This window comes from Labrenzia sp. PO1 (assembly GCF_012273635.1).
Lineage (GTDB): Bacteria > Pseudomonadota > Alphaproteobacteria > Rhizobiales > Stappiaceae > Roseibium > Roseibium algicola.
The window spans coordinates 235,992-259,412 of record NZ_JAAXCR010000005.1 but is presented as its reverse complement, the minus strand read 5'-3'; the positions used below and the strand labels follow the sequence as shown (position 1 = coordinate 259,412).

Below are 23,421 nucleotides of genomic sequence, written 5' to 3'. Positions count from 1 at the left end.
ATCGGGCAGGCCTGCTGGTGCGCTGCCTGATCCGACAAGGGGGCTTAGAGAGTGACGATGGCCTTGATCAAGGCCTCCCTGTCTGTCGCCAGCTCCTTGATCTTCGCCGGAAGATCCTCGAGGCGCACGGTCAGCGTGCACAGGGCATCCGTGTCTATCCGGTCTGAGCGAATTGCCGACATGACGGTCTCGAAGTCTTCTCTCGTGGCGTTTCTGCTGCCGATGATCTGGGTTTCGCGCTTGTGAAACTCCGGGTCGCTGAAGCTGATGGTTTCCTTCACGACGCTCACCAGCACATAGCGACTGCCATGCGCAAGAAGAGGAAAGCCGGCTTCGATGGCGGCCGCATTGCCTGTTGCATCGAAAATCACGTCGAAGCCGTCTTGCAGCGGACCTGACAGAATGTCGGTTCCGACGAGATGCGTGTTCTTGAAGCCAAATTTTTCCGTCGCCTGGGCCAGCCGCGTTTGGCTCATGTCCAGAAGATGGACTTCGGCTCCCGAAAGCCGGGCAAAGAGAGCTGTGCCGATGCCGATGGGACCTGCCCCGGTGACCAGAACCCTGTCGTCGGCAGATAACGCCGCCCGGCGAACGGCATGGGCCCCGATTGCAAGAAACTCCACCATCGCCGCCTGAAGTTCCGTCAAGCCGGTCGCCGGATAGAGATTTTGCTGGGGGACGGCGATGCGGGAACACATTCCGCCATCCCGGTGAACACCGAGAACCTCGATGCTGCTGCAGCAGTTCGGTTTGCCCTTCATGCAGGCCCGGCAGGCGTTGCACGAAAGATACGGGTTGACCACCACCAGTTCCCCGGCAGTCCACGGGCCGATACTTTCCGCGACCCTGCCGCTAAGCTCATGACCGATGACACGCGGGTAGTTCAGGAAAGGGTGCTTGCCTTCCAGAATGTGGTAGTCGGTGCCGCAAATGCCGACGGCCTCGATGTCCACAAGCACCCAGCCGTCCGGCGCGTCTTCGGGCAGGACCCGCGTTTCGAGCCTGAAAACACCCGGTTCGATGACGGTTCCGCATTCCATTGATCGGGCCACTGCCGGTGATTTGGTTTTTTCAATATTCATTGAACGGCTTTCCGGCTCCTGGGAGCCCAGTCGTGAGGAAGGTCGCCCTTGATGATAAGGCTGAGAACATCATCCTTGGTCACGTCTTCAATCCGGTGCGAGCCGACCTTACGGCCCTTGTTCATCACTATGACACGATCGCAGAGTTCGAACACGTCATGCATGTCGTGGCTCACCAGGAGGATGCCTATTCCTTCTTCGCGCAATTGTCTGATCAAGGCACCGACCATGGCCGTTTCCGAAGGGCCGAGAGCGGCTGTCGGCTCGTCCATGATCAGGATCTTGACGTCAAAATAGATCGCTCTGGCAATAGCAACAACCTGGCGCTGACCGCCTGAGAGGCTCGACACCGGATCGTTCAGGTTCTTGAAGTTCGGGTTGAGCCTTTTCAGAACACGGACCGCCTCGGCCATCATCCGGCTGTCGTCCAGATTTCCGAACCTTGTTTTCAGTTCCCGGCCGAGAAACAGGTTTGCGGGTGCGTTCAGATGATCTGCAAGGGCAAGCGTCTGGTAGATGGTTTCGATGCCCAGATCGCGGGCGTCGTGGGGCGATTGAATGTCGGCGATTTCGCCATTGACGCGGATTGTCCCCTCATTGGGGATCATGGCCCCGGACAGGATGCGCATCAGACACGATTTGCCGGCGCCGTTGTGGCCGAGAACGCCAACGACTTCACCTGGATAAAGCTCCAGAGAAACACCATTCACCGCCCTTATGCCGCCAAAGTGCTTTTCGATTGCCTCCATCTGCACCAGCGGTGCCGCGGATTGTGCATCTGGTTTCATATTCCGTGTCCCGATCGACGATTGAAAAGACCGGAAGCCTTTGAGCAGAAAGGCTTCCGGCCGCTTTGTGGTGCGTTAGTAAAGGACGTTCTGAACGCTCGGATGATCGATATTGTCCTTGGTCGCCAGGACGACGCCGGTGTCGATGAAGTTCGGGACCTGTTCTCCGTTCAAAAGCTTCAGAATGGTTTGAACGCCGATCTCGCCCATCTGGAACGAGCCTTGAACGGCAGTCGCGGCCAGGGTGCCGTCGCGGACGAAATCCTGAAGGTCTGTGTTGCCGTCAAAGCCGATTGCCGTGACCTTGCCCGCCTTTCCGGCTTGTGCCAGGGCCCGGCCCATGCCGATGGCTGTCGGTTCGTTGGCACCGAAAATGCCGACGAGATCCGGGTTTGCCGCCAGAACGTCGGTGGTCTGGTTCAAGGCGGTGGCCATCTGCGACTGGGAGTAATACGGGCCGACGATTTCGATCTTGGACTGATCCTCGATCCGCTTGACGAAGCAGCCGACGCGGCCAAGTTCGGAGCCGACACCCGCGACATAGGACATCACGGCAACCTTGCCCTCTGTCCCGACTTCCGAAATCATCTTGTCGGCAACCAGTTGACCGGCAGCGCAGTTATCGGTCGACAGGAATGACTGGTAAAATTCCTTGCCGTTGTCGGCGAGGCCGGAGTCGATGATGACGACGGGAATTTCGGATTCATACGCTTTCTTCACCGCCGGGATCAGGGCTTCCGGATCGGATGGTGCCAGGACAATTCCGGATACGCCGCGGTTGATGGCGTTCTCGACAAGGCTGACCTGATCTGCAACGGCCGATTCCGACGCCGGACCGTTGAAGGTCATCGTGTGGTCCGACTGGCCTTCGATGGCTGCGCTGGCGCCCTTGTTCACGTTCTGCCAGAAGTTGGAATTCGTCGTCTTGACGATGACCGCAATTTCTCCGGCCTGCGCGGCTGCTGCGGACAGCGCAAGGGCACTTGCCATCATCGCTGTTGTCAAAAGCTTCTTCATTTAATTCTCCTCCGTCTGAAGTTGCTCTGGAAATCGTCCGGCTTTCTCAGCGCCGGTTTCTGATCTGATCGACGTAGACCGCCAGAATGACGATGACGCCGATCACGATTTGCTGGATGAATGCCGAGACACCGGCCATGTTGAGCCCGTTCCGCAGAACGCCGATGATGGCTGCGCCGATCATCGTTCCGGAAATATTGCCGACGCCGCCCATGAGCGAAGCTCCGCCGATGACAGCGGCCGCAATCGCGTCGAGCTCATACATGACACCTTCATTGGGCTGAACGGTCACGAGGCGCGACATCAGAACGTTGCCCGCGAGCCCGGCCAGAGCGCCCGACTGGACGTAGGCGAAGATCTTCGTGCGGTCGACCAGGACGCCGGAAAGACGGGCGGCTTCCTCGTTCGATCCGGTTGCATAGATGTGCCGGCCGATCTGGCGACGCCTGAGCAGATAGGCTGCGGCAAGCGCGACAACCGCGAGCAGAATGACCGGATAGGGAATTCCGGGGAAGACGACTTTCGGGAAGATGCCGCCGGTTTTCTCAACGATGCGGAACAGCGAGCCGTTGCCCAGAAGGCCGAAGCTTTCCCCAAGCCGTGAAATCGGCGCTGCGCCCGTCAGCTGGAGGGCAACGCCTCGGGCGATCAGCATCATGCCGAGCGTTGCCACGAACGGGGTGATCCGCATTTTGGTAATGACGAAGCCGTTGACGAAACCGCAAGCGGCGCCGGCCATCACGCCGATCGCCATGGCGGGACCGACCGGCACGCCTGCCTTGATGCTCAATCCGGTGATGGTTCCAGAAAGGGCAAGCACAGAGCCGACGCTCAGGTCGATGCCGCCGGTAATGATGACCATCGTCATCCCGATGCCCAGCAAGCCGATGACGGACGTCTGCAGCAGCACAGTCAGGCCGTTGTTGATGGAGAAAAAGGCCGCGTTTCCGAAGGAGAACGCGAAGATCAGCAGGGCAAGGGTCAGGAGCGCCGATAACTTGTGAAAGGAACCGGCAGACAGTTTGAAGGTCCAGGAAGCAGGCTCTGCGCCTCGATCAAGATCCGCCATAAATCCTCCCGGGCCGGATATTGAATAAAATTATTAAAAACAATATGAGGTCAGGTAATGCGACGCGTCAACAGTTTTTTATTTTTTAATACAAACAATCGGAATTGTTCAGCGTTTTGGATATGTTAGGTTGCTGCCATGGCAAGAACGGACGAACGATTCAGGCGCGCATACAACAGGTTGCTGGACATCTGCAGCACCATGGCGATTGGCGACGAGTTGCCCGCCGAGACCGCGCTTGCGGACAAGATGGAAGTCAGCAGAACCATCGTACGTACCGCATTGCAAAAGCTGGACAGCGACAATCTCATTCGCTGGGAAGGCCGTACCAAGACGTTGATCCGGAAACCTCAGGCGGAGCACCGCCTGGTTCCTGCCGAAAGTTCCCTGTCCACGGAGGAACTGGAGCACAGGTTCTTTGAATGGATCCTGCGTTTCGACGTTCCGGCGGGGACGTCGCTCAACGTGGCGCAACTGTCGCGGCAATTCGGTGTTCCCGTCCACAACCTTCAGGAATTTCTGGCCGGACTGAGCCGTCTCGGTCTTGTGGAGCGCCGTCCAAGAGGAGGCTGGTCGCTCCTTGGGTTCACGTCGGAATTTGCGGTTGAACTGTCAGAGTTTCGAATGGTTCTCGAGCTGAATGCGGTCCGGCAGCTGCTAACCCTTCCGCCCGAGCACGAGATCTGGAAAAAGCTCAAGGCCTTGAAGCGCGAACATGAGGACCTGAAATCGGTTCTTGAGGAGCGGTATCACGACTTTTCCCTGCTGGACGAAAAGTTTCATTCAGCCGTCAACAGCGTCGTCAAAAACCGGTTTGTTCTCGAGGCACAGAAGCTCATCAAGCTGATCTTCAACTACCACTACATGTGGGACAAACGCGACGAGCTGGAACGCAATGCGGCCGCGATCGAGGAGCATCTCGAATGGATCGACGCGATGCTCGACAAGGACGGCGCAAGGTCGGAAGCCGCAGCGCTAAAGCATTTGCGGAGATCGAAGGAAACGCTTCTGCAGTCGTTGCGGGTTCACAAGTTCGCCTGAAGGCCCTCTTGCGCAGGGGTGCCAAACACTCTTGAAAAGCTGGCGGGCGGTGCTTCGGCGAGGCAGTCGAGATTGCGCTTCAGGGATGAGGCCTTCGATGTGCCGAGCAGAACAGAGGCGACACCGGGATAGCTGTGGGCGAAGTGAAGGGCCGCGCTGGCAAGCGGAAGTCCCAGTGTCGTGGCCTGTTCCTTGAGCGCGGTCACCTTTGCCAGGATTTCCGCTGGCGCGGGTGCGTAATCGAACCAGGCGCCCTCAACCGGTCCCGTTGCCAGAATTCCGGAATTGAAGATCCCGCCGAGAACCAGGCTTGTGCCTTTTTCCAGGCACCGCCCGACGAGCTGGTCTTCGGCTTCCCGGTCGAGCAGGGTCAGGCGTCCTGCAAGCAGGATGGCGTCCAGGTCGGTCTCATTCAGAAGGTCGAGACAAACCCGGGTTTCATTCACGCCGAGGCCGAAGGCGCGGATTTTTCCCCTGTCTTTCAATCTTTGCAACCGGTCGAGCCCGGTCGCCAGCAAGTCCTGCATATGTGTTTCGTTTGAAGCACCATGGGTGTAGGTGCCGATGTCGTGGATGTAGACGATATCGACATGGCGCGTCTGCAGCCGCTCGAAACTGCCTTCCAGCGACGCTTCAATGCCGTCGCCGGAATAGTCGTAGCGAACAGCGTTCGGAAGCGGGTCGAAAAAACCGTCGGCCTCCTTCAGGGGAGTTCCAGGGGACAGTACGCGCCCAACCTTGGTGGACAGGACGTAGTCTTCTCGCCGCCTGGATTTCAGGAACCGGCCTAGCCGCTCTTCCGACCGGCCACGGCCATAATGAGGTGCGGTGTCGAAGTACCGGATCCCGGCGTCCCAGGCAGACTGGAGAACTTCGTTTGCTTCTGGTTCCGGCACTACCCGACCCATGTTGCCGATGGCGGAGGCTCCGAAGGAAATATCCGTTACCAGAACACTTGTGTTGCCGATCTGTCTGCGTGCCCTCATGCGCGTGCTGCCTCGGCACCAGCCGCCACTGCATCCAGCCGGGGCATCTGAAGTGACGCGTCGGCTTTCCGTGCCCAGGACAGGAAAGATGAAATACGTCGGTCTATCTTTTCCCCGTGGTTCTGTGCGATGTCGGCAAGCTTGTGGTCCAGAAACGGGTTCTTGAACCTGTCGATTGTCGTGGCGGCATAGGCTTCCGCTTCGTTCTTGCGGCCATGAGCCTCGAAGGCGGGGATGACTTCGCGTCGATAGAGATCTGTAAGGTCGGGGCCATAGTCGGGACTGTCAATCAGTTCCCGGACAAACTGCAGGGACGAACCGCCTGCAGCCAGCCATCGTGACACCAGGTAGGTGTGTCCAAGGTTCAGGATGAAAAGCTTCAGGGTCTCGACCTGTTCCAGGTCCTCGACCACCTGCACGCATGAGTGCACGCAGGGCAGAATGAGGCCGGGTTGTTTCTCTATTGCCCAAAGCGCATAGGGTTCGGCAACAGCTCCGGCGGGTTCCAGCGGTTCGGAGACGATCCTGTCGACCAGGGAATTCACCCAGGTCACGTTTGAGCGGAGCCAGTCTGCAAATTCAGGCGGGTAAAGAGCTGCAATGGAAAGGACGAGATCTCTCAGAACATTGCCGTTTTCGGGAATGAGTTCGGCCGGCATGACCTGCACCGGAGCGCCGCCCATGCCGAACCTTTGGAACAGGAACCACGTCAACTTGGCCGGATAGGACATGTCGATGGAAAAGTCGGTGCTCTTGTCTGCCTCACTTGGCCGATAGCCCGCATCAGCGGTGTTGGAGAGGATAATCCTTGCTTCGCCGGCCACGGCTTTCGCGACCTCGGCAAGGTCTTCCGGCAAGGACAAGGCACGTTTGATGCTGCTGACGGTCTTGCTTGTGTCCACCAGGGTGCCGTTGTCGATGCCCTTGATCCGGACTTCGTAGCCGGAAGGGTCTGCAAGCGCCTTCAGGCGATGTGCCCGGGACGCGTCGCCACTGGTTTGAACCACTGTGATCGGTCCGGCGTCCTGCCCTTCGGCAATGGCTTCGGAAACGAATAGATCCGCATGCGCTTGCAGGAAGCGGCTGGTCCCGAATTGAACGATCGCTGACGTCGACATGGCTCTCTCCCGAATGATTTTATGTTTATTATTATTATGAACATTTTAAATCAAGCAATTTCCGACCGCGGAAAAAATCAGGCGGTTGTCGGGAGGGTATAGACCTCAGCGGGTCAGTTTCCGCTGACCATGAACCTGGAACTGAACGGCAGACTGGCAGCGCCGATCGCCTTCGGCGCCGGCACGATGTTGCCTGCGATTGCCTTGATCTGCGGGGCTGCTGCTTCCAGTTTCCAGCAGATGTCCTGGCAAATGCTTTCAGGCGCATAAGACGACAGGATGACTGTTTCGATTTCCACGAATTGGCCAACCCCATGCAGGGAGGCGCGCATCTGGGCAATCAGCCGTTCTTCCCAATCGCTCACCAGAGCACCGTAGTCTGGCCAGGATCCTGAACGGTCCCAAAGCGGGTCGACTTCCTTGCCCTGTGCCGACAGGTCCCTCTCCAGTGCCGCAATGCCGACATCGAAGCTGACTTCGGAATTGCCGTTGTAGATCTGGTGATTGAGGACAAGTCGGCCGTGCAGGTCGGCGCCGAGGTAGAAGAACATATAGTCCGAAAGCGTCTTGGCAGCGCCGAACATGCTCTCACCGCTGGCCGCTGCGGTGATGTCGTTCTGGACAAAAACGGCAATGCCGAGCTGTTCCTCGATCTCCGCCTGCAAGGCCTTGAAATAGGCTTCTTCGTCCATGCCGCCCGACAGTCGGCGAGGCAGGGCAAGACCGACGCCAGCCAGGCGTTCGCGTTCCGCATCCGGCAGCAGCTTCACCGCGCTCGCAATCGTCTCCAGAAATTCCGAATGGTTGCTGCCATGGGCAAGCTGCGGATTGGGCAAGGTCTTGTGAAAGCGGATCTTGCCGACAAAATCGATGAGAACGATATCGGTGTGTCGGTTGCCGACGCTGATCCCGATGGAATAGGCGCCTTCGGGGTTGAGGGTCAACGGCACGGTTGGCGGGCCGACACGGCCCTTTTGCGCTTCCCCCTTCGCCACCAGTCCTTCTTGCTCCAGCGACCTGACGAGTACGGACACGGTCTGCGCCGAAAGGCCCGTCTGTTCACCGATCTCCAGCCGTGTCGTCGAGGAGTTCTGCAGAAGCAGCGAAAGCACCAGACGCTCGTTGTAGCTTCGCACACTGACGGCATTCAGGCCTGATGCACGGTCGGCTATACGCAGCGGATTGGGCGGAGCAAATCTCATGTCAGGCATGGAAGGCCCTCCGTTGCCGTGCCGGATAAATTCCTGCCGGCAGCTGTGCGCGCAGCGAACTCATTTCCACCCGATCGCCTCCACTTCCCGCGCCAGGGCGACACCAAGATTCTCATGTGCCTGAGCATTGATGTGGAACCCGTCCAGCGGATCACAGGTCGAGACGGACCCCGCGTCGAAGAAATGCACCTCAAGCGAATCCGACATGATCTCGAACTGAAGGGCAAGTTCATGGGACTTCTGCTGGGCGGCCTTGAAGATGTTCTCCCATTCCTTGATGTCGTCCAGCATCGGCGGCGGCGAGACCACCATGATCTCGGGAACCGTTCCGTCAGGGCCGGGCGAGAGTTCCTTGATGTCGTGGATCAGGCAGCCGATGCCCATTGCCACTTCCGACGCCGGTTGGCCGAACCGGGCCTTCAGGTCGTTCGTGCCCAGCATAATGATGACAAGGTCCAGCGGAGCATGGCTCATGAGGCAGGGGCGCAGATAGGTGCGGCCATTCTTCAGCGCGCCTTCGATGGGGTCGTCATGCACCGTTGTCCGACCGCTGAGGCCTTCCTCGATGATGTGCCAGCCCTTGCCGAGTTCACGCGCAAGCACACCCGGCCACCGCTGCAGCAGAGTGTAGCGATCCAGTGGTGTCCCCCCTGGAATTTGTCCGTGCGTGTTCGAGTCGCCGTAACACAAGATCGTGCGCATGCTGGCAGCGTCCTGATTTAGTTATTGAAAACAGTCGGTTGTCCCGAAGGTTGGCCGAAACCTCTGTTGCCATACATTGCATCGCTCGCGGGATCTGACAAGCTTTCCAATTAATCATTCAATATGAATAACTATTGACAGGCAAGTCCTGCCGTGATTTTTAACGGACCTGGGAGGAGGTCCCACCCATCGCAGTTGCGTTCACCCGCCGCCGGAATGCGTTTCGGCGAACGGCATCGCCTTGTCTGCCGGCCGGCATCCATTGTCGCTGCCGGAACGGCTGACCTGTGCGTAAAGGAAGGCTGTTCGCCGAGGTCAGGCGCTCGGCAGTCTTCCTGCAAGCAGATCAAAGGCCTGACCTTGGAGGAGGAATTTCGATGACATATTTCAAACCTGCCACGCTGGCGGGCTGTCTGGCGGTCGCCATCTCGTCATACCCTGCATTCGCGCAAGACACGTTTCTGATGGATGGTGTTACGGCCAGAGAAGGCGACAATCCGGTTGTCGAAGCGGACAAATACAAGAAGGATTGCCCCTGGACCATCGGCATGAGCCACTTTGGGGTGAACGCCAATACTTGGACCGTTCAGGTGGCACATGAGTCCGAAGCGGCTGCTGCCAAGAACGACTGCATCACCAAGTTCATCCTGCTCGACGCCGGTTTCGACCAGAAAAAGCAGGTGGCCGATATCGAGGATCTGGTTGCACAGAACGTCGATGCGATCATCGTTCAGCCCGTGACGTCAACGTCTGCAGATGCGTCGATCGCCAAGGCCGTGGCGGCCGGCATTCCGGTTGTCCTGCACACCGGCCGTATCGAGAGCGATGCCTATACGACCGAGATCCAGGGCGGCGCCGAACACTTCGGCAAGGTGATGGGCGACTGGCTTGTCAACGAGGTTGGCGCCGACGGCAAGATCTGGGTTCTGCGCGGTCTCGCCGGACACCCGGAAGACACCAACCGTTACAACGGCTTGCTGCAGTCTCTTGAAGGCACGAATGTCGAGGTCATCGCCGAGGAACATGGCGACTGGCAGTACGACAAGGCCAAAAACCTGTGTGAGACGCTTTATCTGAACAACCCGTCTGTCGACGGAATCTGGTCTTCCGGTGCCGACATGACCCGTGCCTGTGTTGACGTGTTCAAGCAGTTCGGCGCTGAAATTCCGCCGATTTCCGGCGAAGGCAACAACGGCTTTTTCGGTCAGTGGATCCGGGACGGATTTAAATCCGTGTCTGCGGAATACGCGCCTGCCCAGGGGGCTGCTGGTGTGCGTGCCGCTGTCGCCCTGCTGGAAGGCAAGGAGCTGAAGAAGCACTACGACTACAACCCGGCAGGCTGGGACGTCGACAAGGCCAAGCAATATTACCGCGAGGACCTGTCCGCCAACGTCTGGTGGCCAACCGAGCTGCCGGAGGAAAAGCTGCAGGAGCTTTACGGCAAGAAATAGCCTCCTCCCGAGGCCGGACGGCCAGCCGGTGCTGCAGTTCCGCGCACCGGCTGGTCACCGACAGCAAAGATCCAGAATATGATCCGGGGGAGAAGGCAATGACTTGCCTCGTTGAAATGTCGAACATTTCCAAATCGTTCGGCGGAAGCAAAGCAGTCGACGGTGTGTCACTCAAGCTCATGCCCGGCACGGTCCATGCCCTGATGGGTGAGAACGGTGCCGGCAAGTCGACGCTGATGAAGATCCTGGCCGGTGTCCACCAGCCGGACAGCGGGGAGATCTTCCGCGAGGGGCGGAAAGCTGGTTTCGAGACGCCGAGGGAAGCTCTTGAAGCAGGCATATCGACCGTGTTTCAAGAGCTGTCTCTGCTTGCCAACCTGACGATTGCGGAAAACATGTTCCTCGGCAGGGAACCGGTTACAGCGTTCGGAATGGTCGACAGGGCAAGGATGCGGCGCGAAACCCGCAAAGCCCTTGCCGCGTTGGGGCTGGAGTTGAACCCCGATATTCTGGTTTCCGAGCTGTCGATTGCGGAGCGCCAGTTTGTTGAAATCGCCCATGGCATCAAGGCGGATGCCTCGGTGTTCATTCTGGACGAACCGACAGCCGCGCTGAATGCGGCCGATGTCGAGGTGATGAATGCGCAGATCAGGCGCTTGCGCGATGAAGGCAAGGCGATTGTCTATATTTCGCACCGCATGGACGAGATATTCGGCATCTGCGACACGGTGACGGTTCTCAAGGACGGCAAGCTGGTTGCAACGCGGCCCCTGAGCGGCATGACGCCGGACAGCCTCATTGCCCTGATGGTCGGCCGCGAACTGCAGGACCTCTTTCCCGCACGCGGAAAAGCGTCAACAGAAACCGTCCTCGACCTCGAAGACTTCAGGATCGATCCGGGCAGCACACCGCTGTCCCTTCATGTCAACAAGGGCGAGATCGTCGCCCTTGCTGGACTGGAAGGGCAGGGACAACAGCAATTGCTGAGATCGCTCGCCGGGCTTTACCCGGCTTCGACAGGCACCGCCTCCATCAAGGGCAAGATCTTGCCGCTCCCCGCGCCGAAAGCATCCGGCATCCGGCAGCTCCAGGCAAGAAAAGTTGGCTTCGTTCCCGAAGACCGGAAGGAAGAGGGGCTCTTCCTGGGGCTTTCCATCGCACACAACATTGCCGTCGGTCTGTCTTCCGTGCATGGCGAACTCTCCATCGCGCACGATTATCGCAAGGCGATTGCCGAGACGATGGCGAGCATGAACATCAAGGCGTCCGGCCCATCCGCGCAGGTCGGCACGCTTTCGGGTGGCAACCAGCAGAAGGTGCTCCTGGGGCGCTACCTTGCGGCCGGTCTTGATCTGCTGCTCATCGAAGAACCGACCCGGGGCGTCGACATCGGGGCGAAGGCGGAAATCTACAAGCTGTTGCGCAGCTTTGCGGACGAGGGGGGCGCAGTTCTGGTTCTTTCCCGCGAGACAATTGAGCTCATCGGCCTGTGCGACCGCATTTATGTCGTCCATGGCAAGGCCATTGTCGCGGAGCTGCCCGCCGAGACCGCAACGGAGCACCAGATCCTGAACGCTGCCTTGAGCGCCTGACCCTGCCCACAAGATTGAAGTGATCATGACACAAGCATTTCTCGCGAGATTGACGCAGCCGAAAGGCCGGCAGGGTTTGTGGATGCTGCCCTTGCTGATCGCCATTGCCATCAGCGTTTATCTCGGTCTTCGCACCGACCAGTTTCTCGGTTCTGAAAACCTCTTCAACCTGATTGCCCAGGCGATGCCGTTGGTCATCACGGCCATTGGCCAGATGTTTGTGGTTGTGGTGGGCGGCCTCGATCTGTCGGTGGGCTCCCTCATCAGCTTCACGACGGCCATTCTGGCGCTTGATGCGCCCGGCTACGTGACGATACCGGCGGTTTTCCTGTTCGCCGTATTGGTCGGCCTCAGCAACGGCCTTGTGATCACCCGGCTGAATGTCCACCCGATCATCGCAACGCTGGCAATGCAATATGTCATTCTGGGCATCACGCGCATCCTGCGTCCGGTTTCCGGAGGCACCGTGCCGGATATCGTCATCCAGTCGATCGGCGGCACGTTTCTCGGAGTGCCGATGCCGGTGTTCTGGGGTGTCGCGGTGGTTCTGGTGGCCTGGAAACTGCTGCATGGATCGCGCTTCGGCCTGCATCTGTTTGCGATCGGCGGCGGAGTTGCAAACGGCACGCCGGATGCTGCTCGCAATTTCGGCGTGCCGGATCGTCGCAACATCCTGCTCGCCTATGTCGCCTGTTCGTGTTTTGCGGCCCTTGCCGGTGTCTTCCTGGCCGGCCGGATTGTTTCGGGCGATCCCAATGTCGGTCTCTTGTTCGAACTGGATGCGATTACCGCCGTCGCCGTCGGCGGAACACAGCTCTCCGGCGGTATCGGCAGCCTGCAGGGCACGGTGATCGGGGCACTGGTCCTGGCGCTCCTGTCCAACGGCATGAACCTCACCAACGTGTCGCCCTTCATCCAGACCGCGATCAAGGGCGGTCTCCTGCTCCTGGTCGTGGGGCTCCAGACCCGCAAGAAGATAGGGCTTTGATCATGTCTACGATCGTGAAGCATCTTTTCCTGCAGCGCCTGCTGCGTGTTCCGCCGGCATACTACGTGTTCGCCATCCTGCTGATCACGCTCTGGATTGCCAGGCCGCACATGCTCAACGCCAATATCATGGGCATCTTCATTCGCCAGGTGGCGCCGCTCGGCGTGCTGGTACTGGCTCAGTTGCTGGTGATGCGCGTGAAGAGCATCGACCTTTCCGGCGGTGGCATCATCCTGTTGGTCAACTATTTCATTTCCTCGGGGATCTTTCCCGGGGCGTCGATGCCGTTCTTCATCGGGCTTAGTCTGGCAACCGGTACCGCGATCGGTCTCTTCAACGGCTGGATGATCGGCAAGCGCAGGGTTTCTGCGGTTATCGTCACACTGGCGGTCAGCATCATCCTGGTCGGGTTCGTGCAGTATCTTTCAAGCGGCAAACCACCCGGCGACGTGCCGTCCTACCTGAACGACATCTACAACATCAAATGGGGCCCGGCCCCGGTTCCGGTGCTGTTCTGGTTCGCCCTGACCGTGGTGATGGCGCTGTTTCTCTCAAAGACGGTGTTCGGCAGATATGTCACTTCGGTCGGCGAGAACCCGGAAGCCGCACATTTTTCAGGGGTACCGGTCGAGCGGACCGTCATTCTTGCCCACACGTTGGCCGGTTTCATCGCAGCGGTTGCAGCCCTGGTGCAAACCGCCTCCATCGCGGTCGGCAGTGTCCGGGTTGGGCTCGATCTGCCTATCCTGGCGGTGGCTGCAACCATTCTCGGCGGGGTCGTTTTTGGCCGGGGCGAAGGCGGGGTCTGGGGCCCGTTCTTCGGGGTCCTGTCCTTCGCCCTCCTGTTCGTGGTGATGACCACCTTCGGCATCGATGACCCGGGCAAGCTCATTGCCCAGGGGCTGATCATCCTGCTCGCCGCCATCTTCTACGGCATCAGAACGTCCAGATCCAATTGAGCCTTTCCGTAAAATTTGAGGAGGAAACAATGGCAAACGAAAAGTCGATACTTTGCTTTGGGGATTCGCTGACCTGGGGCTGGATCCCCGTCGTCGAAGGCGCCCCGACAATGCGCTACCCTTATGAACAGCGCTGGACGGGGGCAATGGCCGCCGAGCTGGGCGAAGGGTACCGGATTATCGAAGAAGGCCTCAGTGCCCGCACGACGAGCGCCGATGATCCAAACGATCCCCGTCTGAACGGCAGCCAGTACCTGCCGTCGGCCCTGGCCAGCCACCTGCCATTGGATCTGGCGATCATCCTTCTGGGAACCAACGACACCAAGCCGTTCTTCAATCGCACGCCCTATGACATTGCCTATGGCATGTCGAAGCTGGTCGGGCAGGTGCTGACATGTGGTGGCGGCATCGGCACGCCTTATCCGGCGCCAAAGTGCCTTGTCGTTGCACCGCCGCCCCTGACGCCTATGCCGCATCCCTATTTCCAGGGCATGTTTGGCGGGGCCCACGAAAAGTCGGCGGCGCTAGCCGAGCAATACCGGAACATGGCCGATTTCATGAAGGTCGATTTCCTGAGCGCAGCGGACCACATCACCACTGACGGCTGCGACGGCATTCATTTCACGGCCCAGAACAACATTGATCTGGGCAAGGCCATTGCCGGAAAGGTTCGTGAGATCCTGGACCGGCAGCAGGCCGAAGCGGCTTGATACTCCTGGTTCAGACCTGACAACTCTCCTTGCCGCCCGCCAGTGTAGCCAAAGCATGTGCGGGCGGCTTGACTTTGCATGAAATTCTTCGCAACTATCCCGTCATGAACAAAGCCGCCGCGACCAGCTACAAACGAGATTTCAGAGCTATCCCCAAAGCGGGAGAGTAGCCCCCGGCTCGGCTGTCATGCGCCCCGAGCCTCGGGGTAAACACTTGAGATGATGCAACAGGAACCGGTCCTGCCGTTGAAATCATCGAAGCGCACAAATCACCACATCTTGAGACTTAACTCCGCCGCCCGGACGTGATCCGTCCATTGGTGCCTGAAAGCACCCGGCAAGGGGGACTTTATGCGCGAACCGACTGATTTTGCTTCGAAGCCTGACATCGTCATCGGCACGACCGACTATGAACGACTGGAAGGCCTCGCTTCCTCGTTTGAAACACGATTGCCAACTGTCACGGAGGGTCTCCTGGCCGAATTGAGCCGGGCCAGACTCGTCCCTGACGGGGCGTTGCCTGCCGATAGTGTGAGAATGGGTTCCGTCGTCCGGTTCCGAACCAATGCTACGGACGAAAAGACCCTGCAGCTGGTCTTTCCGGGCGACGCGGATATCGCAAACGGCAGGATTTCCATCCTGACACCCATCGGCACCGCCCTCATTGGCCTTTCCGCGGGTCAGTCGATCACCTGGTGCGCAAACGACGGACGCCGGCATCGCCTAACCGTCGTGTCGGTCAGCCAGCCGCCGCTCGTCGGTGGAGGTTCGGAGCTGCAGTGCCTGGATCGCGGTTAGTCATGACTTCCGGCTCGCCGTTTCACAAACCCCGTTTCCTGGATCACGCAGGCAGTCTTCTCGCAGGAACTTAGCCCCTGCCGGTCTCTCGCACCCGAGACGGCCGGACAGGGGGAACAGTCTTGAAGCTGAAACCAGTTCCAACACCGGCCTTCGCCAAAGCGGGGCCGAAGGAGACACCGCATGCGCGAACCAAAGCAGTTTATCTTCACCAACAAGGACTACGCGACCCTGACCAGAATGGTGTCGCAATGTCCGCGAACCAATACGCCGTTTGTTTCCCTGCTGCGCCGGAAATTGGCGCAAGCCCACGTAGTGCCCTCATCGGAGATCCCGGTGAACGTCGTCACCATGAACAGCCGCGTGACCTTCCAGGTGGACGATCATGCACCCGACACAAGGGTGGTCATTCCCGATGAAGCCGACAGTCTTGTCGGCCTGACCTTGCCGATCACGACGACAACGGGAATGGCCCTGCTTGGCATGTCGGAAAAGCAAAGCATTGACCTCACTGGTTTCGGTCGTCAGAGCAGGACACTTACGGTGATCGGGGTTGCCTACCAACCAGAAGCCATGGGTGGCGTTCGCTTGGATGTACCGCAAGGTCCGATATCCGCCAGACGGCAAGGCAGGCCTTTTCTGCATCTTGTTCACAGCTCGGATGAAGACGCAGAGGGCAATCTCGTTCACTTGCACCGGTAAATATGCACGATCCGCTGTCACCCGGCGCCGTATGCCGGGCGACAGCGAGGAATAGGTTTTGCTCGTCACCTTCTCAGCTGACCAGCTCTGCTGATGGTGTGCGTTGCCAGGCGAATTGCTCGAAATACGGCTCGATCGGCGTATTGGCCAGCTTGTTGGTGTAATTGCTCATCACCTTCTGGGAAATGGCAAGCACGACTTCGAGAACCTGTCGGCTGGTGAAACCGGCAGCCAGAAACGCCTCCACCTGCCGGTCGCCGGCCGATCCGCGCTCGCGAACCATCTGCAGCGTGAACCGGCGAAGCGCCTCAAGCCTGGGCGTCGGCAATGACGTTTCGTTGCGCAAGGCGTCCGAGACCGCATCATCAACGCCCATGCGTTTTGCGATGCCGGTGTGGGAGGGGACGCAGTAATGGCAATCGTGTTCGACGTTTATCGACTGCCAGACAACAGTCTTTTCCTCGTCCGTGAAGCTGCTTTCCAGAAAAAGCCGATGAAGAACCAGATACCCTTCCAGCAGGCCCGGAGCTTCCGCCATGACCGCATGGAGGTTGGGCACGACGCCGAACGTAGCCTTTGTTTGTTCGAGCAAGGGTTTGCTGCGATCCGGCGCCGTTTGTGCTGTGTGGATTTCAAATTCGGTCATGAAGATTGTCTCTTGTCAGTTTGAAAGCGGGGGAATGCGCTGCCGTTAGTCCTGCGCGTTCAAAAGTGTTCAGGCGGAGAGTTCGATGGCCAGCGCGGTGGCTTCGCCGCCGCCGATGCACAGCGCTGCAACGCCGCGCTGGGCTCCACGTGCTTTCAAGGCATGAATGAGCGTGACAACCAGACGGGCACCGGTCGCGCCGATCGGGTGGCCGAGCGCGCAGGCGCCGCCGTTGACGTTCAGCTTCTCGCGCGGAACGCCGATGTCATGTGCGGCAGCCATTGCGACCACCGCGAAGGCTTCGTTGATCTCCCAGAGGTCGACGTCATCGGCAGACCAGCCGGTGCGATCCAGAAGTTTGAGGATCGCCGGGATCGGCGCGGTCGTGTACCAGGCCGGGTCCTGCGAATGGGTCGCGTGGCCACGCACGATTGCTAACAGCGGCAGCCCGTTGGCTTGCGCATAGCTCTTGCGGGTCAGAACCAGTGCTGCGGCACCGTCCGCGTTGGCCGAGGCACTGGCAGCTGTGATGGTGCCGTTATCAGAAAAGGCCGGGCGAAGCCTCGGGATTTTTTCCGGATCGACCCGTCCCGGGATTTCGTCGTCCTCGATAGTGACCGTGCTTTTGCGGCCTGCGACCTCAAGAGGGACGATTTCATCCCGGAAGGCACCGCCGGTCACCGCCTTTTGCGCACGGACGAGCGTTTCCTGGGCAAAGGCGTCCTGGTCGGCGCGAGTGAAACCGTATTTTTCAGCGGCCGCTTCTCCGAAAGACCCCATCGGCCGGCCGGCCTCATAGGCATCCTCCAGGCCGTCGCGCATCATGTGGTCAAGTACCTCGCTGCTGCCGAACTTTCGACCCGCGCGCATTTGCGGCAACAGGAAGGGTGCGTTCGACATCGATTCCATGCCGCCTGCAACGGCGATGTCTGCCGATCGGGAAATCAGGAGATCGTGTGCGAGCATGATCGCCTTCATGCCGGAGCCGCAAACCTTGTTGAGTGTGGTTGCGCCCGCGTGGTCGGAAAGACCGGCTGCACGGGCCGCCTGCCGGGCCGGAGCCTGTCCCTGACCGGCAGGAAGAACGCAGCCCATCAGAACTTCACTGATCGAGTCTCGCCCAGCTCCCGCATCCTCAATTGCTGCTCCAATCGCTGCCGCGGCGAGCTTTGGAGCTGCTACGGGGCTCAAGGCCCCCATGAAAGCACCTAGCGGTGTGCGTCTGGCGGCGCAGATAACGATCGGATCGGGTTCGCTCATGGGTATCTCCTAGTTGGTGTTCTGAATTAGATTATGATCATAATTTATAAAATCAAGAATAGATTTGGATCGTAATCCGAATTACGATTCCAATAGCCAACGGAGGTAGAAATGCGTGTCAGCAGGGAAACGGCAGCCAGAAACCGCGAGAACGTCGTGAAAACCGCGAGCAGACAGTTTAGGGAACACGGCTACGACGGGATCGGTATCGCAGGACTGATGAAAGCTGCCGGGCTGACGCAGGGTGGCTTCTACAAGCAATTTGCCGACAAGGACGCCATCATCACCGAAGCAACGCAGCAGGCGCTGGACGAAAATCTCGTTGCCTGGCAATCCGTTGTTGAAGGACACCAGGACGACCCTTTGAACGCTCTACGTTGCTGGTATCTATCCCGGGAACATGTCGACAGGCGTGACGCAGGTTGCGCTTATGCCGCGTTGGCGGCCGAAGCCCCGCGTCACGGCAAGGATCTTCAGGATGCGTTTTGTGAAGCCGTTGAGAAATCCATCACCCTGCTGACCGACACCCGCGCCGAAAGTGCCCAGTCCCGCTGCGAGGCAATTCGGCTGATCACCGGCATGGTCGGGGCACTTGTCCTGTCACGGGCTGTCGGGGAGAGGGCGTTAAGCCAGGAAGTTCTCGATTGCGCGATTCTGGAACCAGCGCCTGGACGCTCGAAATAGGCAATGCCCCGGCGTCTCATGCGCCTTTTCACCGTTGTGGTGTGTGAGGCCTGTTTTGCGCTCAAGGGCGGCACGGCAATAAGGTGAAACCGGAAATAGGCATGTACGGCCGTTTTGGTGCCAATGAACCTCATGTCAAGCATCGGCAAAAACGGTCAATGGAGGACGGCCTGCGGCTTGAGAAATTGTCTCGTCCCATTTGGCCAGGACGGTTGCCGTGGAAAAGCGGTCCAGCGAAGGTGGGCCGGCCTCGCAAAAAGATCCGCGCAGCTCTGGGTCGGTAAGAACCCGAGTGATGGCCGTAGCAAGTGCCTCCTCGCTGCCCATCGGCACGAGCAGACCGGTGGTTCCGTCCTGCACGATCTCGCTGGGACCCCACGGGCAGTCGACGGACACAACAGCCATCCCGCTCGACATCGCCTCGAGGACGACATTCGCAAAACCTTCGAAGCGCGAACTCAGGGCAAATACGTCGCCGGGTGATACCCATTCGCCAGGAACTTGCGTGACACCCGCAAGACGGACGGCTTCCTGCAGTCCGAGGTCGGAAATCTGCTTTTCGAGTGCGGACCGCTCCGGCCCTTCGCCATAGATCGTCAACACCGCATCAGGAACGCGCTCCACAACCTGGGCAAAGCTGGCGATGAGGATATCAAACCCTTTCTGCCGGTCCAGCCGTCCTACCGCGACCACCCTGCGACCTGCATCGGGCCGCGGCATGGCGCGCGGCAGCGGCGTGACCGGATTTGGAATAACGATGGTTTTTTTGCGAACGCGGGCGGGTTGTCTTGCACGCGCGCGCTCCGTCATGACGACGACGCTGGTCGCTGCAAAGGCCGCCATCGGCCGAGACCAGCGCCAGAAGCGGCTCATTTGCTGAACATCAAAATTGTTGCGTTCGGATATGATCGTCGGCGTACCGGTACCTGCGGTCGCAAGGACCGTGATGACGTTGATCTTGGTCAGGAAGGAGACGACCATATCCGGTCTGATCCTTGCAAAGCGCCTGCGTAGATCCTTTACCCGTTGCATGGTGACAAAATGCCGAGAATTTTTGCCGGTGCGGCTTAGTCCTTCGACCTGAATCCTGGGGTCATAGGAAAAATAAGAGGTGGAATCGGTCGCATTCAGGGCGATCACATGTACATCGTCGCCAGCGGCAAGGCGGTGGTGCGCCAGCAGGTTGACGACTTTTTCAGCACCGCCTGCTCCGAGGCCCGCAAGAACAAACACAACACGCATTACGGATCCTTTCTCGCTGCGGGGCTGGTGAAGCCTTTCGATGTCGGATGCCTATTAGTCTCTGAATGTGCGATGTGGCCCCGGCCTCCAGCAACCATCACTTGATGCTCGTCGACGATGACCATACGGGTAAGCTTTGGCGTCATTGTAACGCTTCCCTTCAGATCGGCTTTTAGTGATGATTTGAAGAAAGGAAGACCGTAGTGCAGGTCCTGTTTTGCTTGACGGGACTTTGGTGTCCGGAGGTCGCACCATGTCTCCGCGCGCACTCATGCGGGGCGGCGAAACCCCAGTGAATGCCGTTGCCGAGGGTCAGTGCCGACGCAGAGCCATCAAGCCGGGCCGTATCAAGCGTTACTTCCGCTGCAGTTTTGTTGTGTCCCCTTCCATTCGTCCGCGTAATTCTGGCTTGACGTCTTAAAGGGAACGTTTCAATGGATAATTGACCGATAAGTTTACTATGTAGCTTGCCCATGTCACCCCACCATATTCAATTGGAAGCGAAATTTATTCTTGTATGAATTATCTATAGCTATGGATTTACAGGACGTATTACGCTGAAGGTGGATTTCGCTTGCCCGTGATGAGCTGTAAAAAGAATATCCACCGAGAAATACACTGTAAAAAATATAGCGTTGCCACCAACCGTATGGTTGGCATTCTTTATCAATCAGGAAGCAACTACTTTTGGGATCTTCTTGTGTTGCCTAAGCTTTGTTGTTTTCTAAATTGAAATAGAACCTTCCGTGTTAATGTCGTTTTCCTTTAGGAAACTTTCCAAAATCAAATTGCAATAGCTGCCATTCCAAACGTGGTCTTGCGCATTTTTCTACGAGCACTCTCCATGCTCGCAGATCGGACGATGCCACTTCCCTCACCGTGCTGTCAGGTTGCCCAACCCACTACCTGAACTTGCCGCACTGGAGCGAAGAAAAAAATGATAATTAGCCATCCGCCCTATATTAACAAATAATACACCATTAACGCTACGCAGGGAAAGCTTTGAATGTCGAAAGTTTTTCCGAGAGGCCTGAGACCTTTTAATCGGAAAGTTCGTCAACGCGATTAATCTTCAAGAAGGCAATAATCTTTAGTTTGACAATGCGAAGCTTGCAGTAATTCAAGAATAATTCTTGATGTGAATTGGGTGAAGAAAATAATTTACATTAGATATCGCAATACCTAGGTCAATTTATCGAGGCACTAGACTTTGTCAGGCTTGTGAAACAAGACACGTACTGAATAGTCAGGTTTCAGAGTGTTCCGGAAAATGTATTCGCAACTCGTGCGTCGAATACAGACAAAGTGGGAAGGCCCTGTTTTTATCGAAACGTCACAGCAGCCAGCTGACACTCCATTCGGCACGAAATTGCATCCAAGGTTTGCGTTTCAAGCTGTCGGACATGCCTTCGGAGTGGACACAAGAAGAAGCCTCCGAGGTATTGCCTTCTTGAATTCTTCGAAATGAGAAGACCTCTTGGGGGCACCCTTCAGGATTTTCTTGCTCCAACGCATCGGATCTTGCGTAGCGTTATGAGTGCGAAGAGTTTGTATTGGCGGAGGCGGACATGGACGTTGACAAGGAGAGAAATTAATATATGCATAGGCTATGCAATTATTAGACGCCAACAAACTGGGTGCCCTCGGCACTTTGATCCGCGACCGGACAGATGCGGCGCTGGGACCATTGTCGCCAAGCGCTGCGGCCGTTCTGTCGATGCTTCACTTCAAGCCCGGGTTGACGACGAGTGAAATCGCAACGGTCGTCGGCGTCAGTCAACCGACTGCCGTCAGGTTGATAGACGGGCTGGAACGACAGGCGTTGATCAAGCGCGGCGAGCAGATAGGGCGCGTCACCCCGCTCAGCCTGACAAAGGCGGGTCACGATGAGGCCGAAGCGTTGCAGCAGCGCCGGCTGGCCGCTTTGGACGGTTTGCTTGGCGCCTTGCCCGAGAAAGACCGGAACCGGTTCGTTTTGCTGCTGGACAGGGTTCTTGAAGAGGCAACTACATCGCGATCCTTTGCCAGAACAACTTGCCGGCTGTGCGAGCATAACCTGTGCAGCGCCGATGTTTGCCCGATTGGCTGCAAGGCAAGCGAAATCGAGAAAGCGCAGGAGCGGCTATGAGCACGTCAGAAGGAAGCACCTCACCCTTCATCGATCCGGATGCATGGGTTGCGCCCGACGCGACGGTTGCGGGCGATGTCAGGATCTGTGCGGGCAGCAGGATCATGAATGGTGCCCGGCTGGTGGCGGAAGGCGGCAGCACAATCCGTATCGGCCGAAACTGTATCGTGCTCGAAAACGCCGTGATCCGCGCAACGTCCCGTCACGATTGCAAAATCGGAGATCATTGTCTGATCGGCCCGAACACTCATGTTGTCGGCGCGGAAATCGAGGATGAAGTCTTCATCGCAACCGGAGCTGCCGTTTTCCATGGCGCGCAGGTGGGGCACGGGTCGGAGGTTCGCGTCAACGGCACGGTTCACCTTCGCACGCGGCTGGAACCCGGATCGACCGTTCCGATCGGATGGGTCGCTGTCGGTGACCCGGCCCGAATCCTGTCGGCAGACCAGCATGAAGCCATCTGGACGATCCAGAAGCCGCTCGACTTTCCGGGGTTTGTCTATGGCGTCGACAGAAACGCTCCTGATGTGATGAAAACCATCACCCAACGGCTTTCGGAAAGCCTGGGGGAACGCCAGGTAACCGCGGCCGGTGCACCAACCGTGCCGGGCTTTTGAGCCCAGGAATTACCGACAGGTAGGCCAGGACCGGACCGCGCCTGAGTTAACGGCGCGAGCCCGGTGTGCCCGTTGCAGTCCGCTTATTGAAACGTCTTCAGGTAGGCGATGACGTTCTCAATTTCCTCGTCCTTGCGCAGCCCGGCGAAGGACATCTTTGTCTTGGGGACGACTTCCTTTGGCTTGTGCAGATAGGCCGTCAGGGTTTCTTCGTCCCAGACCAGTCCGCCGTCAGCCTTTTCGGTCATGCTGGCGGAATATTTATAGCCTTCGACCTGGCCTGCAGGTGCGCCGACAATCCCGTTGAGCGCCGGGCCGACCTTGTTCTTGGCGCCGTCGCCGACAGCATGGCAGGCCTGGCATTTCTTGAAGATCTTTTCGCCTGCAGCAGCGTCGCCGTCAGCCCAGGCAGGAGCCGCTGCGAAGAGACCCGCAAGCGTGACAAGGCAGGTGAGTGTCTTTCTCATGATGTTTCCTTTCCTGTTGCCGGCACGTTGCCGACGATACGGCCGGCGGACGGCCGCGGTGGGTTTTCATGGTGGCCGGGCAAACCTTGTTTGCCCGGCCTGACCGGTCCGTCCCCAGGCCTCATTGTCGGACGGACGAGGTCATGGTGAGGGTGCGAGGCCA

The 23,421-nt window shown here is 58.4% G+C and carries 23 protein-coding genes; 11 read left to right on the top strand and 12 right to left on the bottom strand.

From position 1 onward, the window contains the following. Nucleotides 1–44: 44 nt before the first annotated feature. The 4 genes from HCG46_RS24680 to HCG46_RS24665 form a co-directional block, all read right to left on the bottom strand. Nucleotides 45–1,082 carry a zinc-binding alcohol dehydrogenase family protein gene (locus HCG46_RS24680; RefSeq protein WP_168687726.1) on the bottom strand — a complete coding sequence of 346 codons (1,038 nt, stop codon included), beginning with the start codon at nucleotides 1,080–1,082 and terminating at the stop codon, nucleotides 45–47. Continuing rightward, nucleotides 1,079–1,870, bottom strand: coding sequence for an ATP-binding cassette domain-containing protein (locus HCG46_RS24675; protein WP_023001508.1), 792 nt, complete (start codon nucleotides 1,868–1,870; stop codon nucleotides 1,079–1,081). The genes HCG46_RS24680 and HCG46_RS24675 overlap by 4 nt, the downstream gene beginning before the upstream one ends. 75 nt (nucleotides 1,871–1,945) lie before the next feature. Beyond that, nucleotides 1,946–2,887 (bottom strand): ABC transporter substrate-binding protein, encoded by a 942-nt coding sequence (locus tag HCG46_RS24670; protein ID WP_023001507.1) that lies wholly within the window; start codon nucleotides 2,885–2,887, stop codon nucleotides 1,946–1,948. Between the two features lie 46 nt (nucleotides 2,888–2,933). After that, the gene (locus HCG46_RS24665) at nucleotides 2,934–3,956 is read right to left on the bottom strand and encodes an ABC transporter permease (protein ID WP_168687725.1); all 1,023 of its coding nucleotides are present in this window, start codon (nucleotides 3,954–3,956) and stop codon (nucleotides 2,934–2,936) included. A 138-nt stretch (nucleotides 3,957–4,094) separates the two neighbouring features. Between HCG46_RS24665 and HCG46_RS24660 the strand changes: the two genes are divergently transcribed. Next, on the top strand, nucleotides 4,095–4,997 hold the full coding sequence (locus tag HCG46_RS24660; protein WP_023001505.1) for a GntR family transcriptional regulator: 903 nt from the start codon (nucleotides 4,095–4,097) through the stop codon (nucleotides 4,995–4,997). Here HCG46_RS24660 and HCG46_RS24655 read toward each other — a convergent pair. The 4 genes from HCG46_RS24655 to HCG46_RS24640 form a co-directional block, all read right to left on the bottom strand. Beyond that, entirely contained in the window at nucleotides 4,982–5,983 is a 1,002-nt protein-coding gene (locus HCG46_RS24655; RefSeq protein ID WP_168687724.1) for an aldo/keto reductase, read from the bottom strand. The genes HCG46_RS24660 and HCG46_RS24655 overlap by 16 nt on opposite strands. Then, the gene (locus tag HCG46_RS24650) at nucleotides 5,980–7,101 is read right to left on the bottom strand and encodes a mannitol dehydrogenase family protein (protein WP_168687723.1); all 1,122 of its coding nucleotides are present in this window, start codon (nucleotides 7,099–7,101) and stop codon (nucleotides 5,980–5,982) included. Before HCG46_RS24650 ends, HCG46_RS24655 begins: the two co-directional genes overlap by 4 nt. 113 nt (nucleotides 7,102–7,214) lie before the next feature. After that, a complete protein-coding gene (locus HCG46_RS24645; protein WP_205838674.1) occupies nucleotides 7,215–8,312 on the bottom strand; it encodes an ROK family transcriptional regulator in 1,098 nt (365 codons plus the stop codon). A 60-nt stretch (nucleotides 8,313–8,372) separates the two neighbouring features. Further along, nucleotides 8,373–9,014 (bottom strand): SGNH/GDSL hydrolase family protein, encoded by a 642-nt coding sequence (locus tag HCG46_RS24640; protein WP_023001501.1) that lies wholly within the window; start codon nucleotides 9,012–9,014, stop codon nucleotides 8,373–8,375. 377 nt (nucleotides 9,015–9,391) lie between these two features. Between HCG46_RS24640 and HCG46_RS24635 the strand changes: the two genes are divergently transcribed. The 7 genes from HCG46_RS24635 (at nucleotide 9,392) to HCG46_RS24605 (ending at nucleotide 16,214) form a co-directional block, all read left to right on the top strand. Beyond that, nucleotides 9,392–10,465, top strand: coding sequence for a substrate-binding domain-containing protein (locus HCG46_RS24635; protein ID WP_075281816.1), 1,074 nt, complete (start codon nucleotides 9,392–9,394; stop codon nucleotides 10,463–10,465). A 98-nt stretch (nucleotides 10,466–10,563) separates the two neighbouring features. Beyond that, nucleotides 10,564–12,057, top strand: coding sequence for a sugar ABC transporter ATP-binding protein (locus tag HCG46_RS24630; protein WP_168687722.1), 1,494 nt, complete (start codon nucleotides 10,564–10,566; stop codon nucleotides 12,055–12,057). A 25-nt stretch (nucleotides 12,058–12,082) separates the two neighbouring features. Next, nucleotides 12,083–13,045 carry an ABC transporter permease gene (locus tag HCG46_RS24625; RefSeq protein ID WP_168687721.1) on the top strand — a complete coding sequence of 321 codons (963 nt, stop codon included), beginning with the start codon at nucleotides 12,083–12,085 and terminating at the stop codon, nucleotides 13,043–13,045. Nucleotides 13,046–13,047: 2 nt separating this feature from the next. Beyond that, the gene (locus HCG46_RS24620; protein WP_168687720.1) at nucleotides 13,048–14,004 is read left to right on the top strand and encodes an ABC transporter permease; all 957 of its coding nucleotides are present in this window, start codon (nucleotides 13,048–13,050) and stop codon (nucleotides 14,002–14,004) included. Nucleotides 14,005–14,033: 29 nt separating this feature from the next. Then, complete coding sequence (locus HCG46_RS24615) at nucleotides 14,034–14,714, top strand: SGNH/GDSL hydrolase family protein (protein WP_055660766.1); 681 nt, start codon at nucleotides 14,034–14,036, stop codon at nucleotides 14,712–14,714. Between the two features lie 351 nt (nucleotides 14,715–15,065). Then, nucleotides 15,066–15,512 carry a nucleoside diphosphate kinase regulator gene (gene rnk / locus HCG46_RS24610; RefSeq protein ID WP_152507800.1) on the top strand — a complete coding sequence of 149 codons (447 nt, stop codon included), beginning with the start codon at nucleotides 15,066–15,068 and terminating at the stop codon, nucleotides 15,510–15,512. 183 nt (nucleotides 15,513–15,695) lie between these two features. Next, nucleotides 15,696–16,214: a nucleoside-diphosphate kinase gene (locus HCG46_RS24605; RefSeq protein WP_168687719.1), complete on the top strand. Its 519-nt coding sequence runs from the start codon at nucleotides 15,696–15,698 to the stop codon at nucleotides 16,212–16,214. A gap of 73 nt (nucleotides 16,215–16,287) precedes the next feature. On the opposite strand, the gene HCG46_RS24600 is transcribed toward HCG46_RS24605, so the two are convergent. After that, complete coding sequence (locus HCG46_RS24600) at nucleotides 16,288–16,860, bottom strand: carboxymuconolactone decarboxylase family protein (RefSeq protein ID WP_168687718.1); 573 nt, start codon at nucleotides 16,858–16,860, stop codon at nucleotides 16,288–16,290. Nucleotides 16,861–16,929: 69 nt separating this feature from the next. Beyond that, nucleotides 16,930–18,120, bottom strand: a complete 1,191-nt coding sequence (locus HCG46_RS24595; RefSeq protein WP_168687717.1) for an acetyl-CoA C-acyltransferase — start codon at nucleotides 18,118–18,120, stop codon at nucleotides 16,930–16,932. 111 nt (nucleotides 18,121–18,231) lie between these two features. Between HCG46_RS24595 and HCG46_RS24590 the strand changes: the two genes are divergently transcribed. Continuing rightward, nucleotides 18,232–18,804, top strand: a complete 573-nt coding sequence (locus tag HCG46_RS24590; protein WP_168687716.1) for a TetR/AcrR family transcriptional regulator — start codon at nucleotides 18,232–18,234, stop codon at nucleotides 18,802–18,804. Between the two features lie 135 nt (nucleotides 18,805–18,939). Here the strand turns inward: HCG46_RS24590 and HCG46_RS24585 are convergent, their stop codons facing one another. After that, on the bottom strand, nucleotides 18,940–20,046 hold the full coding sequence (locus HCG46_RS24585) for a glycosyltransferase family 4 protein (protein WP_168687715.1): 1,107 nt from the start codon (nucleotides 20,044–20,046) through the stop codon (nucleotides 18,940–18,942). A 1,609-nt stretch (nucleotides 20,047–21,655) separates the two neighbouring features. Between HCG46_RS24585 and HCG46_RS24580 the strand changes: the two genes are divergently transcribed. Together HCG46_RS24580 and HCG46_RS24575 are read left to right on the top strand one after the other, a co-directional pair. Continuing rightward, on the top strand, nucleotides 21,656–22,174 hold the full coding sequence (locus HCG46_RS24580; protein ID WP_168687714.1) for a MarR family transcriptional regulator: 519 nt from the start codon (nucleotides 21,656–21,658) through the stop codon (nucleotides 22,172–22,174). After that, complete coding sequence (locus HCG46_RS24575; RefSeq protein WP_168687713.1) at nucleotides 22,171–22,791, top strand: gamma carbonic anhydrase family protein; 621 nt, start codon at nucleotides 22,171–22,173, stop codon at nucleotides 22,789–22,791. The genes HCG46_RS24580 and HCG46_RS24575 overlap by 4 nt, the downstream gene beginning before the upstream one ends. 83 nt (nucleotides 22,792–22,874) lie before the next feature. Here HCG46_RS24575 and HCG46_RS24570 read toward each other — a convergent pair whose 3' ends face one another. Beyond that, entirely contained in the window at nucleotides 22,875–23,258 is a 384-nt protein-coding gene (locus tag HCG46_RS24570; protein WP_023001486.1) for a cytochrome c family protein, read from the bottom strand. Nucleotides 23,259–23,421: the final 163 nt, after the last annotated feature.